The organism is Microbacterium sp. P03, assembly GCF_043556235.1.
Taxonomy (GTDB): Bacteria; Actinomycetota; Actinomycetes; order Actinomycetales; family Microbacteriaceae; genus Microbacterium.
Genome location: NZ_JBIGIM010000002.1, coordinates 385665 through 401973, shown reverse-complemented (window position 1 = coordinate 401973; position 16309 = coordinate 385665). Strand labels below are relative to the sequence as shown.

At 68.5% G+C, this 16309-nt stretch carries 14 protein-coding genes; 3 read left to right on the top strand and 11 right to left on the bottom strand.

The window, feature by feature from the left end:
- The first annotated feature begins 157 nt into the window (after nucleotides 1-157).
- On the top strand, nucleotides 158-874 hold the full coding sequence (locus tag ACFXOO_RS09020) for a lysophospholipid acyltransferase family protein (RefSeq protein ID WP_378840952.1): 717 nt from the start codon (nucleotides 158-160) through the stop codon (nucleotides 872-874).
- Nucleotides 875-890: 16 nt separating this feature from the next.
- Here ACFXOO_RS09020 and ACFXOO_RS09015 read toward each other — a convergent pair whose 3' ends face one another.
- Entirely contained in the window at nucleotides 891-1373 is a 483-nt protein-coding gene (locus ACFXOO_RS09015) for an OsmC family protein (RefSeq protein ID WP_394563371.1), read from the bottom strand.
- A 57-nt stretch (nucleotides 1374-1430) separates the two neighbouring features.
- On the opposite strand from ACFXOO_RS09015, the gene ACFXOO_RS09010 reads away from it, so the two are divergent.
- Together ACFXOO_RS09010 and ald are read left to right on the top strand one after the other, a co-directional pair.
- On the top strand, nucleotides 1431-2420 hold the full coding sequence (locus ACFXOO_RS09010; protein WP_378840721.1) for an asparaginase: 990 nt from the start codon (nucleotides 1431-1433) through the stop codon (nucleotides 2418-2420).
- Nucleotides 2421-2452: 32 nt separating this feature from the next.
- Nucleotides 2453-3568: an alanine dehydrogenase gene (gene ald / locus ACFXOO_RS09005; protein WP_378854060.1), complete on the top strand. Its 1116-nt coding sequence runs from the start codon at nucleotides 2453-2455 to the stop codon at nucleotides 3566-3568.
- A gap of 57 nt (nucleotides 3569-3625) precedes the next feature.
- Here the strand turns inward: ald and ACFXOO_RS09000 are convergent, their stop codons facing one another.
- The 10 genes from ACFXOO_RS09000 to atpA all read right to left on the bottom strand — a co-directional run bounded on the left by ACFXOO_RS09000 (nucleotide 3626) and on the right by atpA (nucleotide 16238).
- The gene (locus tag ACFXOO_RS09000) at nucleotides 3626-5167 is read right to left on the bottom strand and encodes an APC family permease (protein WP_378840726.1); all 1542 of its coding nucleotides are present in this window, start codon (nucleotides 5165-5167) and stop codon (nucleotides 3626-3628) included.
- Between the two features lie 22 nt (nucleotides 5168-5189).
- Complete coding sequence (locus ACFXOO_RS08995) at nucleotides 5190-8000, bottom strand: FtsK/SpoIIIE domain-containing protein (RefSeq protein WP_394563370.1); 2811 nt, start codon at nucleotides 7998-8000, stop codon at nucleotides 5190-5192.
- Between the two features lie 155 nt (nucleotides 8001-8155).
- A complete protein-coding gene (locus ACFXOO_RS08990) occupies nucleotides 8156-8944 on the bottom strand; it encodes a PP2C family protein-serine/threonine phosphatase (RefSeq protein ID WP_378840731.1) in 789 nt (262 codons plus the stop codon).
- Between the two features lie 114 nt (nucleotides 8945-9058).
- Entirely contained in the window at nucleotides 9059-10039 is a 981-nt protein-coding gene (locus ACFXOO_RS08985) for an aldo/keto reductase (RefSeq protein ID WP_378840734.1), read from the bottom strand.
- A 75-nt stretch (nucleotides 10040-10114) separates the two neighbouring features.
- Nucleotides 10115-10918 (bottom strand): DUF5684 domain-containing protein, encoded by an 804-nt coding sequence (locus ACFXOO_RS08980; protein WP_394563369.1) that lies wholly within the window; start codon nucleotides 10916-10918, stop codon nucleotides 10115-10117.
- A 171-nt stretch (nucleotides 10919-11089) separates the two neighbouring features.
- On the bottom strand, nucleotides 11090-11839 hold the full coding sequence (locus ACFXOO_RS08975; protein WP_394563368.1) for a YaaA family protein: 750 nt from the start codon (nucleotides 11837-11839) through the stop codon (nucleotides 11090-11092).
- 81 nt (nucleotides 11840-11920) lie between these two features.
- On the bottom strand, nucleotides 11921-12181 hold the full coding sequence (locus ACFXOO_RS08970) for a F0F1 ATP synthase subunit epsilon (protein WP_378840742.1): 261 nt from the start codon (nucleotides 12179-12181) through the stop codon (nucleotides 11921-11923).
- Between the two features lies 1 nt (nucleotide 12182).
- Nucleotides 12183-13649, bottom strand: coding sequence for a F0F1 ATP synthase subunit beta (atpD, locus tag ACFXOO_RS08965; protein ID WP_378840744.1), 1467 nt, complete (start codon nucleotides 13647-13649; stop codon nucleotides 12183-12185).
- 31 nt (nucleotides 13650-13680) lie between these two features.
- On the bottom strand, nucleotides 13681-14580 hold the full coding sequence (locus ACFXOO_RS08960) for a F0F1 ATP synthase subunit gamma (RefSeq protein WP_378840747.1): 900 nt from the start codon (nucleotides 14578-14580) through the stop codon (nucleotides 13681-13683).
- Nucleotides 14581-14600: 20 nt separating this feature from the next.
- On the bottom strand, nucleotides 14601-16238 hold the full coding sequence (gene atpA, locus ACFXOO_RS08955) for a F0F1 ATP synthase subunit alpha (RefSeq protein ID WP_378840749.1): 1638 nt from the start codon (nucleotides 16236-16238) through the stop codon (nucleotides 14601-14603).
- Nucleotides 16239-16309: the final 71 nt, after the last annotated feature.

Here is a 16309-nt window from a genome sequence, read left to right as displayed (position 1 = left end):
CCTCTGACCTGGCTGGGAACGGACCATGCCGATGACGGAATGGAAACGGGAGTACCCTCGACGGGTGACATCCGAGGAGACGCCCGTGCCCGAGAACGGTCACGGCTCCCCGGCGGAATCGGCTGATGCCGCCTCCCCCGCGACGCCCGCGACGCGCATGGGCGCGACCTACTTTCTCGGACGCTTCATCATCCGCCCGCTCGCACGGGTGATCTACCGACCGCGCGTCGAAGGCACCTCGCTGGTTCCCAAGACGGGACCCGTCATCTTCGCGAGCAACCATCTCTCCTTCATCGACTCGATCGCGATCCCGGTGGCTGCACCCCGGCCCGTGCACTTCCTCGCCAAGTCGAGCTACTTCGACGGCAAGGGTGCTTCGGGGTGGGTATCGCGTGAATTCTTCACCGCGATCGGAGCGATCCCCGTGAAGCGTGGCGCGGGTCAGGCCGCGTTGGACGCTCTCGAGCAGCAGCGTCAGCTGCTCGCCGACGGCAAGACGGTCGCGCTCTATCCGGAAGGCACGCGGTCTCTCGACGGGCGCCTGTACAAGGGCCGGACGGGCGTCGCGTTCCTCGCCCTCCAGACCGGCGCCCCGGTCGTGCCCGTCGGCCTCATCGGCACCGACGAGGTGATGCCGGTCGGCGCGAAGCGGCCCGCGATGAACAAGCGCATCACGGTGCGGTTCGGCGAGCCGCTCCACCTGGCGCACCACGGCGCGGCCGAATCGGGTAAGGCGCGCCGCCTGGCCACGGACGACATCATGGCGGCGATCCACCGACTGTCGGGCCAAGAGCTCGCCAACGCCTACAACGAAGTCCCCGCGGCGACGCCGATCGAACGCATCAAGCAGGTGCTGCCGCACGAACGGCTCTGACTCGCGCGCCCCGAAGTCAGTTCGCCGACGACGCGACGAGGATCGTCGGCTCGTGGCGCACGGGGAAGTTCACCGAGTTGGCGATGAAGCACAACGCGTTCGCCTCCGCATGGGCAGCGGTCGCGGCATCCGTCATCGATTCCTCTGCGATCGTCACCCGCGGGCGGAGCACGACCTCTGTGAACGCGCCTCCGCCGTGACCGTCTTCCTGCATGACCGCGGACGCCTCGTCTTCGTAGGCGACCACCACGACGCCGGTCTTCACGCAGGCGTAGAGGTAGGAGAGCAGATGGCATTCGCTGAGGGAGGCGAGCAGGAGGTCCTCGGGATTCCAGCGGGCGGGGTCGCCCCGGAACGGCCTGTCCGCAGAGGCGAGCAGCTGCGGCTTGCCGTCGACCTCGATCATCACCGACCGGTCGTAGTCGCGGTACCCGGTGGTGCCGGTGCCGCGGTCACCCGTCCACGTCGTGCGCAGGGCGTATCTGTGCTCTCCTGACATGCCCTCAGTGTGGCATGGGCACCCGGCCGCGGGGATGCCCGGCGCTAGGCTGAGCGGGTGCCACAGACCTTCGCCGTCGCTGATGCCGTCGAACTCGCCGTGGTCGAACGGAGCGGCTTCGTCGAGTCGCGGCATGCCGGGAGCGCCGTCGTCCTCGCGCCGGACGGCACCGTCGCAGCCGAGATGGGCGATGTCGGCACGCCGATCCTCCCGCGCTCCAGCATGAAGCCGCTGCAGGCCCTGGGCTGCTTGACAGCGGGAGCACCGCTCGCGGACGAGCGACTGGGTCTGGCCACGGCCAGCCACTCCGGCACTGATCGCCACGTCGCCGTGGTGCGGGACATCCTGGAGAGCGCCGGGCTCAGCGAAGACGCGTTGGCGTGCCCTGCCGCGTGGCCGGGCGACCAGCCGACGCGCGACGACATGGTGCGGGACCTCGCGCAGCCGGCCCGCATCCGCATGACGTGTTCGGGCAAGCACGCAGCCATGCTTCTGACGTGCGTCACGAACCAGTGGGACACCGACGGATACCTCGACCCCGGGCATCCGCTGCAGTCGCATATCCGCGAGGTGGTCGAGCGCCTCGTCGGCGAGCGCTCCTCCACGGTGGCGATCGACGGATGCGGCGCGCCGATCTACGCGATGAGCCTCTCGGGCCTCGCCCGCGCGATCCACCGCGTCGGCACCGCGTCGGAGCGATCGCCGTTCGCGCTGCACCGCAGCGCGGGAACCCTGGTGCGCGCCGTGCGCGAGCACCCGTGGACGATCGCGGGCCCCGGCACTCCGGACACGATCGTCATCGAACGTCTGGGCGTCTTCGCGAAGTTCGGCGCGGAGGGGATCATGGTGATGACCGCCCCCGACGGCACGACCGTCGCCGTCAAGATGCTCGACGGCGCCGGACGAGCGGTCACCGCCGTCGCGCTGCGGCTGCTCGAGCGGGCGGGCGCCCTCGCGCCCTCGGACGTCGCCACAGCCCTCAGCGCGCTCCCCCTGACCGTCCGTGGCGGCGACACAATCGTCGGGGCCATCCGTCCCGCGTTCTGAGACGCTCCCACGAGGAGCGGAAAGGAAGTCCGATGAAGATCTCCGTCCCCTCCGAGGTGAAGAACAACGAGTACCGGGTCGCCCTGACGCCCGCCGGCGTGCACGACCTGACCCTCGCAGGCCATGATGTGGTCGTGCAGCGCGGCGCAGGTGCCGGCTCGTCGATGCCCGACGCCGAGTACGCCGCAGCGGGCGCCACCCTGCTCGACGATGCGGCCGACGTCTGGGAGCACGCGGACCTGCTGCTGAAGGTGAAGGAGCCGGTCGCCGGCGAGTACGACTACTTCCGCGACGACCTCGTGCTGTTCACCTACCTGCACCTCGCCGCCGATCGCCCGCTCACCGACCGGCTCCTCGGCGAGCGGGTGACTGCGATCGCCTACGAGACCGTGCAGGTGGCGGGCGGTGGCCTCCCGCTGCTCGCCCCCATGAGCGAGGTCGCGGGACGCCTGGCCCCGACGGTGGGAGCGGCGACGCTGATGCGCTCGGCGGGCGGGCTGGGCCTTCTCATGTCGGGCGTTCCGGGAACGCGACCGGCGACGGTCACCGTCATCGGCGGCGGTGTCGCGGGAGCGAACGCGGCGGTCATCGCGGTCGGGCTGGGCGCCGACGTCACGGTGTTCGACACGAACATCCAGCGCCTGCGGTACCTCGACGATCACTTCCAGGGGCGGGTGAAGACCGCGGCATCCAACCCGCTCGATCTCGACCGCGCCGTCGTGAACTCCGACCTCGTCATCGGGTCGGTGCTCATCCCCGGCGCGAGGGCGCCGAAGCTCGTCACGAACGACATGGTGGCGCGCATGCGCCCGGGAAGCGTCCTCGTGGACATCGCCGTCGACCAGGGCGGATGCTTCGAAGACACACACCCCACGACCCACGCCGACCCCACCTTCGCGGTGCACGACACGGTGTTCTACTGCGTGGCGAACATGCCCGGTGCGGTGCCGAACACGTCGACCTCCGCTCTGGTGAACGCGACTCTGCCCTACGTCCGTCAGATCGCCCGGCGCGGGTGGAAAGACGCGTTGCGGGCGGATGCCGCGCTCGCGCTCGGGCTGAACACGACCGCCGGCGCAGTCGTCAACCGCGGGGTGGCTGCCGCGCACGGGCTGATCGCGACACCCATCGAGGACGTTCTGTCCTGACCGCCCGCCACGCGTCGGCACCCCGCCGTGGGATGCCGACGCGGCGGCTCGCCGGCCTCAGATGCCGCCGTCGATCGAGCGGGTGTACTCGGATGCGTCGTCGGGCACGAGCACTTCGGTGTCGCGATTCAGGCTCTCCCCACGGAAGAACTTCTTCGAGCGGGGGAACATGAACCAGATGAGCATCAGCACGATGCCGAACGCGAGCGAGCCGATACCGAGTACGAAAGTGCCGCCGATGCCGAACAGCACCGTGTAGCCGTAGTCGACGTCGAACATGTCGATCGCCGACTGCACGAATGCGAACGTCAGCATGAGCGCGCCGAGGAGCGGCAGAAGTCCCTTGTAGAAGAAGTTTCGCGCCGATGTGAACAGCTGGCGTCGGTAGTACCAGACGCAGGCGTAGCCCGTCAGGGCGTAGTAGAACGCGATCGCGAGACCGAGCGACAGGATCGAGTCCTGCAGGATGTTGTCGCTGATCAGCGTCATGCCGACGTAGTAGACGATCGCGACGCCGCCCATGACCAATGTCGAGAACGACGGCGTCTTGTACGTGGGGTGCACGGTGGCGAACCTGCGGGGCAGGGCTTTGTAGGCGGCCATCGCGAGAGTGCCCCGGGCCGTGGGCAGGATCGTCGTCTGGGTAGAGGAGATCGCCGATATCATCACCGAGACGACGAGCACCCAGCCGAAGGGACCGAGCAGCCCGTCCTTGATGGCGAGGAAGAAGTCGTCGGCGTTCGCCTCGTTGCCGAGCCCGGTGCCGGTCTCGCCGAGGCCGGCGTACATCATCGCCGCAACGGTGACGCCGACGTAGGTCACCAGCAGGATGACCGTCGTCAGGAGCGCGGCGCGGCCCGGGATGCGCTTGGGGTCCTTGGTCTCCTCGTTCAGGGCCAGACAGGTGTCCCACCCCCAGTAGATGAAGATCGCCAACAGGACGGCTTCGGTGAAGGCGTGCCAGTCGGTGAAAGCGAGCGGGTTGAACCAGTTCCAGTCGAACGGTGTGGGGTCCGGGGCGGTTCCCGCGAAGAACTGCCACAGTGCCGCCACGACGAAGATCGCCAGCGCGGCGTACTGGATGGTGAGCAGGATGTTCTGAATGCGCTCGCCGATCTCCACTCCGCGCCAGCTCACGTAGGTCATGGCGGCGATGAACACGACGCCTGTCGCCGTGACGAGCGGGACGTTCTCGGCGAGCGTGCCGTCGCCGAACAGCGACCAGAAGTAGATGGCCGCGATCTGCGCGAGGTTGGCGAGGACGACCATCCCCGCCACGGCGACACCCCATCCGCCCATCCACCCCACCCACGGCCCGAACGCCTTGGTGCCCCACGTGAACGTGGTGCCGCAGTCGGGGACCTCGTTGTTCAGCTCCCGGTAGGCGAACGCGATGAAGATCATCGGAATGAACGCGAGCACGAAGGCGATGGGTGCTTGGGCGCCGACGGCGAGCACCACGAATCCGAGGGTCGCAACGAGCGAATAGACGGGTGCGGTCGATGCGAGACCGATCACGGTGGAGCCCCACAGCCCCAGGGTGCCGGCTGCGAGACCTTTTCCGTCGGGTCGGGTGAGGTCGATCGGAGTGGTTGCCATCTGCCGAAGGTAAGGGGCGCGGTCACACGAGGTCAAGAACGGCTGCCGCCGAGCCGTCCGGAAGGACGATGCGTTCGGACGGTCCGTCCGCCCGTCGCAGCCAGGCACGCGATCGACCCGGTGCGCAGTAGGGCGGCAGTTCGCGCTCGCCGGTGAGGATGCGGTACTCCGGCGCGCAGGTCGCATCGATCACGAGGTCGTGTTCGCCGCGCACCACCGCGAACACGCTCCAGTGCCGCTGCCACTCGTCGGGGTCGCCGGCCACGACCGTCGGGGCAGCCACGGGCCCGCCCTCGATGACTGACAGGGTGGCCGCAGCATCCGCCAGCGGCACGATGCGAGCACCTCCGCCCCGCCACACCTCGAGCACGGCCCTGGTGGCCGCAGAGCGTCGGCCGACGTATCCGGTGACCGGCATCGACGGATGCCACGCAGGAGCCTGCTCGGCTGGCGGCACGCGGTGCGGGCTCGATGCCACCGGCGCCGAAGGCACGAGCGCGAACTGGATCGCCTGCCCGTCGAGTCGTCCGCGGCCGGGCGGAGTGCGCGACGTGAAGTGAGACGGATCGCCGCCCGCCGCGATGTGGTCGGCGCGGGTCGGCAAGCCGAGGATTGCGCGGTGCATGAGCAGGTCGGTGATGCGCGCGGTCGCCGGAGACGGGCGCTGCGCGGTGACGACGATCGACGTGCCGCGAGAGCCCGAAGCCCGCACCACCTCCTCCACCCGCTCGAGGACCGTCCGCCCGTACTCGTGCGGAAAGCGCGCAGCGAGAGCGTCGATGTCGTCGATGAGAAGGACTTCGGGGATGCCGCGACCCTCGCGCAGGTGGGACACGGCATCCCATGCCCTCTCCGGATCGCTCGGCAGCCAGACAGCCTCGCACTGCGCTGCAATGGTCTGCAGCACAGCGCTCTTGCCGCTCCCCCGGGCGCCGACGACGAGGAGCCCGCGCCCGACCTCGGTGAGCTTCGCCGGGCGCTGGCGCTGCCTGTCGGGCTCATCGATGAGGCCCAGTACGACGAGACCACTCTCGCCGTGCCCGCGCAGCTCGTCGAGGCCGATCCGGTCCGGCAGGTCGGGGAGCCAGGGGCGCCGCGGCCGCGGACCCGCGGCTCCGCCGACCCCGTCGATGTCTTCCGCGGTGCTCAGCGCGATGCGGATCGGGTGCGGTGCCGCGTCGGAGGCCCGGCGGACGAGAGCGAGACCACGACCCTCTGCGCTGCCCGGCAGAGCTGCGGCCTGATCCGTCCCGACGACCGCCCGGCTGTCGGCGGCGTCGGTGACACGCAGACTCAGCCGCAGCGGGCAGTTCGTGAGGAGCGCGTCGCGGATCACGCCGGCGACGCGCTGGGTGCCGAGGATGAGGTGCATGCCGAGAGCGCGCCCGCGCGCCGCCACGTCGGTGAAGACCGCCTGCAGCTCGGGGTGTGCGTCCACGAGCGCAGCGAACTCGTCGACGACGATCACCAGCCGCGGCAGTCCGACGCGATCATCGGAGACGTCACGAGCGCCGGAGCGTGCCAGCTCCGTCTCCCGCCACCGTACTTCCGCTCGGAGACTCTCGATGGCCCGCCTGGCACCGGAGCCGTCGAGGTCGGTGATCACACCCGTGACGTGCGGCAGACCGGCCAGTGCGTCGAACGCCGTCCCGCCTTTGAAATCGGCGAGGAGGAAGGTCACCTCGCCGATCGTGCGTGTCGCGCACATCGAGAGCACCCACGTGATGAGCAGCTCGCTCTTGCCCGATCCCGTCACCCCGGCCACGACCGCGTGGGGCCCGTCGGCGAGCAGATCGACACAGAACGGTCTGCCCGCCTGAACGCCGATCACCGCCTCGAGTCCCGCCGTCGTGGGCGTCGAATCCGCCAGCAGGTCCGCCAGCGCGATCGGCGCCGGGCCGTCGCGCGCCGTCGTCGCCTCCACCGCCCATCGCTCGGCCAGTGCGTCGCCGATCTGCGCGGCTTGAGCGGCCGCCAACGCCTCCGGCCGCACATCGACGACCTCGCCCACGTAGTCCAGTCGCCCATGATCGGGAGAGGCGACCGTCAGGAGAGCCGTGCAACGCGGCGCCCCGTGCGGCGTGAGCGCTCGCTGAATCACCAGGTCGGCGTCGGCCGGGACGGGGTCATCCGGCCCGAGCACGGCGAGCGTCGTGCCACCCCGTGAGCCATGATGCGGCATCCGCTCGATCCACTCGTCATCACCGGGCGTGCCGACGACGCGCAGCGCGGAGGGCGGGCTCGCCAGACACAGTTGCGTGGCGAGCGCGCGCACCACCGCCGCGGCGAGGATCGGAGGACCGAGGACCGCGACCCCCTCGCTGGCCGCGACCACGATCGGCGCGCCGTCCAGCCGCGCCGCGTCGGCGCGCAGCTCCGCGGAGGCGGCATCGCCGATCCCCCCGGTGACCCGCACGGCGCTGGCGCCGGCACCCGCCCCCACGACGAGCGCGTCCGTCCTGCCGGGAACCGCACGCCAGATCTCCTCCGCTCGAGCGAGGTACAGCGCGACATCCGGATGGCCGTCCCACAGGCCCGCTCGCTCCCGACCGTGTCGTTCGCGGACGACCTCGGCCAGGCGTGCCCGGGCGGCAGCGGCGTCGTGTTCCGCCCTCCGCCGCGACCGCCGGGCGGCTCGTCCGGCGTCGACGACGGACGCGAGGGCGATGAGGGGCCCGAGCGCCGCGAACCACAGGGAGAGCACCGAGCCCGTGACGACCCAGAGCCCGATGGCTCCGACCACCGGTACGGTCGCGGCGAGGATCGGCAGGGGTGCCCGGGCCGGCGGTGTCCACGCCGGAGGGAGGCTGAGGGGCTCATCGTCCCCGGCCATCGCCACGGCCGTAAGCAGGGAAGAGGCTCGGGCGCGTGAAGGGGAATCCGTGTGCACGCAGTCAGTCAAACGTGCGCGACACCGGGTCGGTGCGCTCGGGCTCCGGATCGGGCACTACGTCTCGCAGGGGCTCCGTGGGGAGGAACGGCGGGGCCTCAGCCCGCAGGCGCCTCGACGGGATGCCGCGCCACATTCACGACGATGATCGAGATGTTGTCGCGGCCGCCGTTCTCCAGCGCCGCATCGAGCATCGCGGAGACCGCTTCGGCCGGATCTGCATGCTCGTTCAGAAAATGCTGGATGCCGTAATCGGTGAGCTCTTTCGTCAGCCCGTCCGAACAGATCACGAAACGATCGCCGTCGATGACATCGAGTCGCACGTAGTCGGGCGTCACGCTCTCGCTCGGGCCGACCGCCCGCGTGATGACATTGCCGTACGGGTGGTTCTCGGCCTCTTCCGGACTGAGTCTGCCCGCGGCCATGAGCTCCTGCACGACGGAGTGGTCGGTCGTGATCTGCACGATCGCGTCGTCGCGCACGAGGTACACCCGGGAATCTCCGATGTTGAGGGTCACCCAGTTGACCGTGGCATCGAGCACGTCGAGGAAGACACCGGTAACCGTCGTCCCCGTCCCGTCGTCGGTGGTCCCGGTGTGCGAGGAGATGTCCTTGACGGCTTTGCCGAGGGCCTTCTCGATGGCCTTGGTGGTCACGGTGCCCGACTCGGCGACCGGACGCAGGCGATCGACGGTGCTCGCACTCGCGATCTCTCCCCCGATGTGGCCGCCCATGCCGTCTGCGACGACGAACAGCGGATAGATCGCCAGCACGGCGTCCTGATTGGCCTCACGACGGCGGCCGGTATCGGTGGCTGCTGCCCACGAGAGGTCGATCGTCTCATCGCGCACGATGGAGGAACGGGAGTGGGTGACAAGATCCGGCACGCCGTCATCCTCCCTGTTTTCGCGGCTTCAGCTCACGCACCGACAGCGGGCGCAAGTGCTCACATCCTAGTAGACCGGGAATGCCCCGCCCGGGACCGCGGCCGCGCACCACCCTCACGCGGCAGGGTCTGCCGGGAGGGGGAAGAGGTCGTCCACGGCGTTCAGGTCCTCGGCCGTGGGCGTCCACCGCGTCGCGGCCTGCGCGTTCGCGGTGACCTGTTCGGCCGACGTGGCACCCGCGATGACACTCGACAAACCCTCCTGCGCGAGCAGCCAACCGAGCGTCGCGTCGAGCATGCTGATCCCGCGATCGTCGCAGAACCGCTGGTAGGCCTCGAGCGCGTCCCAGGGCGCGTCGCGCCAGAGGTGCGGTCGCTGCATCATGATGCGGCTCGACTCCGGTCCGCCCTGGCGGGTGAACTTGCCGGTGAGCAGCCCGTTGTAGAGAGGGAAGAAGGGGAAGAAGCCCAGACCGTAGCGCCGCACCGCCGGAAGCACTTCGCGCTCGGCTCCACGCGCGAGGAGCGAGTAGTGATTCTGCGCCGAGACGAAACGCAGCCCGGGAGAGCCGGCGTGGGCGGCTTCGGCGATCTGCCATCCCGCCAGGTTGGAGTGCCCGTAGTAGCAGATCTTGCCCTCACGGACGAGGTCATCCAGAGCGGCGATCGTCTCCTCGACGGGGGTGTCCGGATCGGGGACATGCAGCTGATAGAGGTCGATCCGATCCGTCTGCAGGCGAGTGAGCGAGGCATCCACCGCCCACCGGATGTAGGACCGAGATCCCTTCGCCTGGGAGATCGGGTGCCCCATATCGCGGCCGGGGTGCCCGAACTTGGTGGCGAGCACGACCTGGTCGCGGCGCCCGCGGAGCGCCTCCCCCATGAGGCGTTCGCTCAAGCCCGGCTCACCGCCGTACATGTCGGCGGTGTCGAGGAACGTGACCCCGGCGTCGATCGCGGCATCCAGGACGGCTCTGGTGCCCTCGAGACTCTCCGTGCGCGTTCCGGGTCGACCGAAATTGTTGCAGCCCAGCCCCACCGCGGAGACGAGGAGACCGGATGCCCCGACCCGGCGGAGCGGTGAAGTTGTCGTCATCACCCCACGCTAACGCCGACTCACCATCATGCGACGACGAGCCCCTCGCATTCGCGAGGGGCTCGTCGTATCAACTCACTGCTTGGGCTGGTCGTCCGCGGACGGCGGCGGCGTGTAACCGGCCGGCGGTGCAGGCGGTTCCGCGGGCGCCGCGCTCGGCGGAGGTGCGTATCCGGCGGGCGGAGCCGGCGGAGTCTGTCCGGCAGGCGGAGCGGGCGGGGTCGATCCGGCGGGCGGCGCGGGCGGGCTCGTCGGAGCGTTGTATCCGGCAGGCGGGGCAGGCGGTTCGTATGCCGCCGGCGGCGGCTGATAACCGGCCGGCGGCGCCTGGTAGCCGGCGTACGGATCGGTGATGGGGTTGGCTGCGTACCCGCCGGCCGCGGCCTGCACAGGAACGCCCTGCCAGACCGTCTTGTCGGCGAGGAAGTTGCCGGCCCAGGGGGCGGCGGGCACCGCTGTGTTCCAGCGCGACTTGTCGAAAGCGTTGATACCCATCCACACGATGGCGAGGAAGAAGTACAGGATGAGCCAGACGGCCTCCTTCTGCAGTTTCAGCCCCACGCGCCAGGCGGCCATCAGCGTGTAGACGAACGCCGCCAGACCGATGAGCTGTCCGACGACCGGGATCCACCCGAGGACGCCGGCACCCAGCCAGAGGACGAGGAGCCACCACGGATTCAGGTCGCCGAGCTTGACGAAGATGAGGGTGTTGTAGATGGGCACCCATGCGCGCCACTTCCCCTGCACCCCCGCCTTCTCGAAGATCTTCATCAGGAACCATGACGAGATCAGGTAGCCCGCGATGGCGAGGATGAACAGGAAGCCGTAGAAAACGGCGAGCGCTGCGAGAACCGCGGCGTCGCTCGGATCGGAGTTCATGCGAGTCTCCTTCGGTGAAAACGTCGATCGGCTTCAGTCGAAGACGTCGATCGGCGGAGCCTGTGCCCCGCGTCACCACATGTTAGCGATATCGATCGACGCGTGGTGTTCACCCTGGAGCGGCAGAATGCCGTGTCGAACACGTCTGTGCTCGAGCTGCATCTGCCGAGCTCAGACGACCAGCTCGGTGACGCCGTCACCTCGTGATCGCAGAACCACCCCGCTCGCGTCGGCCCACGTCCTGAGATCGTCGAGCGTCCGGACGCGCGGGCGGTCGACGGCGAGACGTCGCACCAGCGCTCCCTTGGCGTGCTTGTTGAAGTGGTTGAGCGCCCGCGTGCGGCCGTCGGACTCCGCGCTCACGACGCGGAGGTACGTGGCTCGCACGCCGGTTGGGACCGGTCCGAGCGCGACATAGGCCTCGGAGCGCAGATCGAGGACGAAGGACGATCGCCGTACCGCGATCGCCGCGGACACCGGCGCCGACCAGAGCCGGGTGAGCGGGCGAAGTCCGGGGAGCGAGATCCCCGCCCCGAGTCGGTACGAGGGGATGCGGTCGAGCGCACCCACGGGCCCGAACGGCGCGGAGTGGATGACGACATGCCTGCCCAGCCATCGCCGGGCGGCGGGAGGGAGGGATGCGGCGTCCAGGGCGTCGTAGAGCACACCGGTGTACCGGTCGATGGCCGGCAGCGTCGGTGCGGAGACGAGCTCGGAATTCGCGCGCACCTCGCCGCGCCGGCCGGGGCCGAGGCGCAGCACGCGAGCCGCCTGTTCCTCGTCGTCCGAGAGCGCCACCAGAGCTCGCACGACCTCCTCCCGCTGGAGGGTCAGCTCGGGGAACGCGAGGGACGCCAGGTCGAGCGTCCGTGCACTGCCTCCGGGACGCTTGGTCTCGGAGGGTGGCAGGAGAAGAAGCAAACGCGGCCTCCTTCGGACTCGACGGGCGGGAAGACGAACGCACCGTGGATGCAGCATCCACGGTGCGTTCACACGCTGCTTCTAGGAGACGAGCGCTGCATTTCCCGCCACGATGGTCAGCTCATCGCTCTCCATGGACAAGAAGCCGTCCTGAGCGTTCGCGACGATCTTCGCGCCGTTGGTCTGCGTGATGCGCACCTGGCCTTCGGCGAGGATCGCGAGCACGGGCTCGTGACCCTGCATGAAGCCGATCTCGCCCTCGACGGTCTTGGCGATGACGATCGACGCCTCACCCGACCAGACCTCCGCGTCTGCGGAGACGAGGCTCACCTTGATGGGCATGTCAGCCGTTTTCCTTCTGGATCTTCGCCCACTGCTCTTCGACGTCGCTGATCCCACCGACATTGAAGAAGGCCTGCTCGGCCACGTGGTCGAAATCGCCCTTCACGATGGCGTCGAAAGACTCGATGGTCTCCTTGATCGGGACCGTCGACCCCTCCACACCGGTGAACTTCTTCGCCATGTACGTGTTCTGCGAGAGGAACTGCTGGATGCGACGCGCACGCGACACGACGATCTTGTCTTCTTCGGAGAGCTCGTCGACGCCGAGGATCGCGATGATCTCCTGCAGTTCCTTGTTCTTCTGAAGGATCTGCTTGACGTTGGTCGCAACGCGGTAGTGGTCCTCGCCGATGTAGCGGGGGTCGAGGATGCGGCTCGTCGAGGTCAACGGATCGACGGCCGGGTACAGGCCCTTCGACGCGATCTCGCGCGAAAGCTCGGTGGTCGCATCGAGGTGCGCGAACGTGGTCGCCGGAGCCGGGTCGGTGTAGTCGTCGGCAGGCACATAGATCGCCTGCAGCGAGGTGATCGAGTGACCGCGCGTCGAGGTGATGCGCTCCTGAAGCACACCCATCTCGTCGGCGAGGTTGGGCTGGTAGCCCACCGCGGACGGCATGCGACCGAGCAGCGTCGAGACCTCGGAGCCGGCCTGCGTGAAGCGGAAGATGTTGTCGATGAACAACAGCACATCCTGCTTCTGCACGTCACGGAAGTACTCGGCCATCGTCAGCGCCGACAGGGCGACGCGCAGACGCGTTCCCGGCGGCTCGTCCATCTGGCCGAACACGAGTGCCGTCTTGTCGAAGACTCCCGCCTCCTCCATCTCGGCGATGAGGTCGTTGCCCTCACGCGTGCGCTCGCCGACACCGGCGAACACCGACACGCCGCCGTGGTTCTGCGCGACGCGCTGGATCATCTCCTGGATGAGGACGGTCTTTCCGACGCCCGCACCTCCGAAGAGGCCGATCTTTCCGCCGAGCACGTACGGCGTGAGCAGATCGATGACCTTGATGCCGGTCTCGAACATGGTGGTCTTGGACTCGAGCTGGTCGAAGCTCGGGGCCTTGCGGTGGATGGGCCAGCGTTCGGTGATCTCGACCTGCTCGCCGGGCTCGGCGTTGAGGACCTCGCCGATGACGTTGAAGACCTTGCCCTTGGTGACGTCGCCGACCGGAACCGTGATCTGATCGCCGGTGTTGCGCACTTCCTGACCGCGGACGATGCCGTCGGTGGGCTTGAGCGCGATGGCGCGCACGAGGTCGTCGCCGAGGTGCTGTGCGACCTCGAGCGTGATCTCGTTCGACTCGTCGCCGATGGTGATCGTCGTCTTGAGGGCGTTGTAGATGTCGGGGAGCGAGTCGTGCGGGAACTCGATGTCGACGACGGGCCCGGTGACGCGGGCGACGCGGCCGACGGCCGGAGACGTCGTCGTCGATGCGCTTTCCGTGGGGATGGCGGTGATTGTCATTGTCTTGTCTCTCTCGATCTGGATCGAAGGTCTATTTGCTCGACGACAGGGCGTCGGCACCGCCGACGATCTCCGCGATCTGCTGCGTGATCTCGGCTTGGCGCGCGTTGTTGCGCAGACGGGTATAGGTGGTGATGAGCTTGTCGGCGTTGTCGCTGGCGGACTTCATCGCCTTCTGGGTGGCCGCGTGCTTGGCCGCCGAAGACTGCAGAAGCGCATTGAAGACGCGGCTCTGGATGTACACGGGGAGGAGGGTGTCCAGGACAGTCCCTGCCTCGGGCTCGAACTCGTAGAGCGGGTACACCTGCGCAGGTCCCGAGGACTCCTCCGCCTCGACGACCTCGAGAGGCAGAAGACGAACGGTCTCGGGGCTCTGCGTCATCATGCTCACGAAGCGGTTGTAGACCAGGTGGATCTCATCGACGCCGCCGTCCGACCCGCTGCGCTCGTAGGCGTCCAGAAGCACGCCCGCGATCTCCTCCGCGGTGCGGAAGTGCGGCTGATCCGTGTCGCCCGTCCATTCGGCGGCGCTCTCGATCCGACGGAACTGGAAGAAGCCGACGGCCTTGCGGCCGATCAGGTAGTAGACCGGCTCGCTGCCCTGTTTGCGGACCAGCTCCCCCACTTCGAGCCCCTCGCGCAGGATCTGCGAGTTGAACGCCCCGGCGAGGCCGCGGTCGGAAGCGAAGATGACGACCGCGGAGCGACGGATGGTCTCCCGCTCCTGCGTGAGCGGGTGCTCGACGTTCGAGTGCGTCGCGACGGCCGACACCGCGCGCGACACCGCGCGCGAGAAGGGCGAGGAGGCGCGCACGCGCGCCATCGCCTTCTGGATACGCGAAGCCGCGATGAGTTCCATCGCCTTCGTGATCTTCTTGGTCGTCTGAGCAGTGTTGATCTTCTGCTTGTAGACCCGGAGTTGTGCGCCCATGGTGTGGTGTCCGGTTCCGCCTAGCGGCGGCCCTTGACGATCTTCTCCTGGTTGACGTCTTCGACCTCGGAAGCGGCGTACTGCTCGCTGCCGGGGCCCGTGATGCTCTGACCCTTGCCCGCCTGGAACTCCAGGACGAAGGCATCGGTCTTCGCGGTGAGCTCGGCGAGGGTCGCGTCGTCCAACACGTTGGTGTCACGCAGCGTGTCGAGCACCGTCGTGTTGCGACGCAGGTAATCGATCAGTTCGCGCTCGAACCGCAGCACGTCCTCCACCTCGAGGGTGTCGAGCTTGCCGTTGGTGCCTGCCCAGATCGAGACGACCTGCTCCTCGACGGGGTACGGCGAGTACTGCGGCTGCTTCAGCAGCTCGGTCAGGCGCGCACCGCGGGAGAGCTGACGACGGGATGCCGCATCCAGGTCGCTCGCGAACATCGCGAACGCCTCGAGGGAGCGGTACTGCGCCAGCTCGAGCTTCAACGTGCCGGAGACCTTCTTGATCGACTTGACCTGCGCGTCACCACCCACGCGCGACACCGAGATGCCGACGTCGACCGCCGGACGCTGGTTGGCGTTGAACAGGTCGGACTGCAGGAAGATCTGGCCGTCGGTGATCGAGATCACGTTGGTCGGGATGTACGCCGACACGTCGTTGGCCTTCGTCTCGATGATCGGAAGACCGGTCATCGACCCCGCACCGAGCTCGTCGGAGAGCTTGGCGCAACGCTCGAGCAGACGGGAGTGCAGGTAGAACACGTCACCCGGGTAGGCCTCGCGCCCCGGCGGCCGACGCAGCAGAAGGGACACGGCGCGGTAGGCCTCGGCCTGCTTGGTCAGGTCATCGAAGATGATCAGGACGTGCTTGCCGTCGTACATCCAGTGCTGCCCGATGGCCGATCCGGTGTACGGAGCCAGGTACTTGAAGCCGGCGGGGTCGGATGCCGGAGCCGCGACGATCGTCGTGTACTCCATGGCGCCCGCGTCCTCGAGCGCGCCCTTGACGGCGGCGATCGTGGACCCCTTCTGGCCGATGGCGACGTAGATGCAGCGAACCTGCTTGTTCGTGTCGCCCGACTCCCAGTTGGCCTTCTGGTTGATGATCGTGTCGATCGCGATCGCCGTCTTGCCGGTCTGGCGGTCGCCGATGATCAGCTGACGCTGGCCACGCCCGACGGGGATCATGGCGTCGATGGCCTTGATCCCGGTCTGCAGCGGCTCGTGGACCGACTTGCGCTGCATGACGCCGGGCGCCTGCAGCTCGAGCGCACGCCGACCGTCCGTGGCGACCTCGCCGAGGCCGTCGATCGGGTTTCCCAGCGGGTCGACGACACGTCCGAGGTAGCCGTCTCCGACGGCGACCGAGAGCACTTCGCCGGTGCGCGTGACCTTTTGGCCGGCCTCGATGCCCGAGAACTCGCCGAGGACGACGACGCCGATCTCGTGCTCGTCGAGGTTCAGCGCAAGACCCTGCGTGCCGTCCGCGAAGAGGACGAGCTCGTTGGCCATGACGCCGGGGAGTCCCTCGACGTGCGCGATACCGTCGGCGGCATCGATGACGGTGCCGACCTCGGTCGCCGCGGCGCCGGTGGGCTCGTATGCAGCGACGAAGTCCTTCAGCGCGTCGCGGATGGCGTCGGGGCTGATGGTGAGTTCTGCCATGGTCTTCCTTCGTTCGGTGGAGCCGCAGCTCCAAGTCTCCGCTCGACCCTGTGCCGGGACAAGCGGGAAGT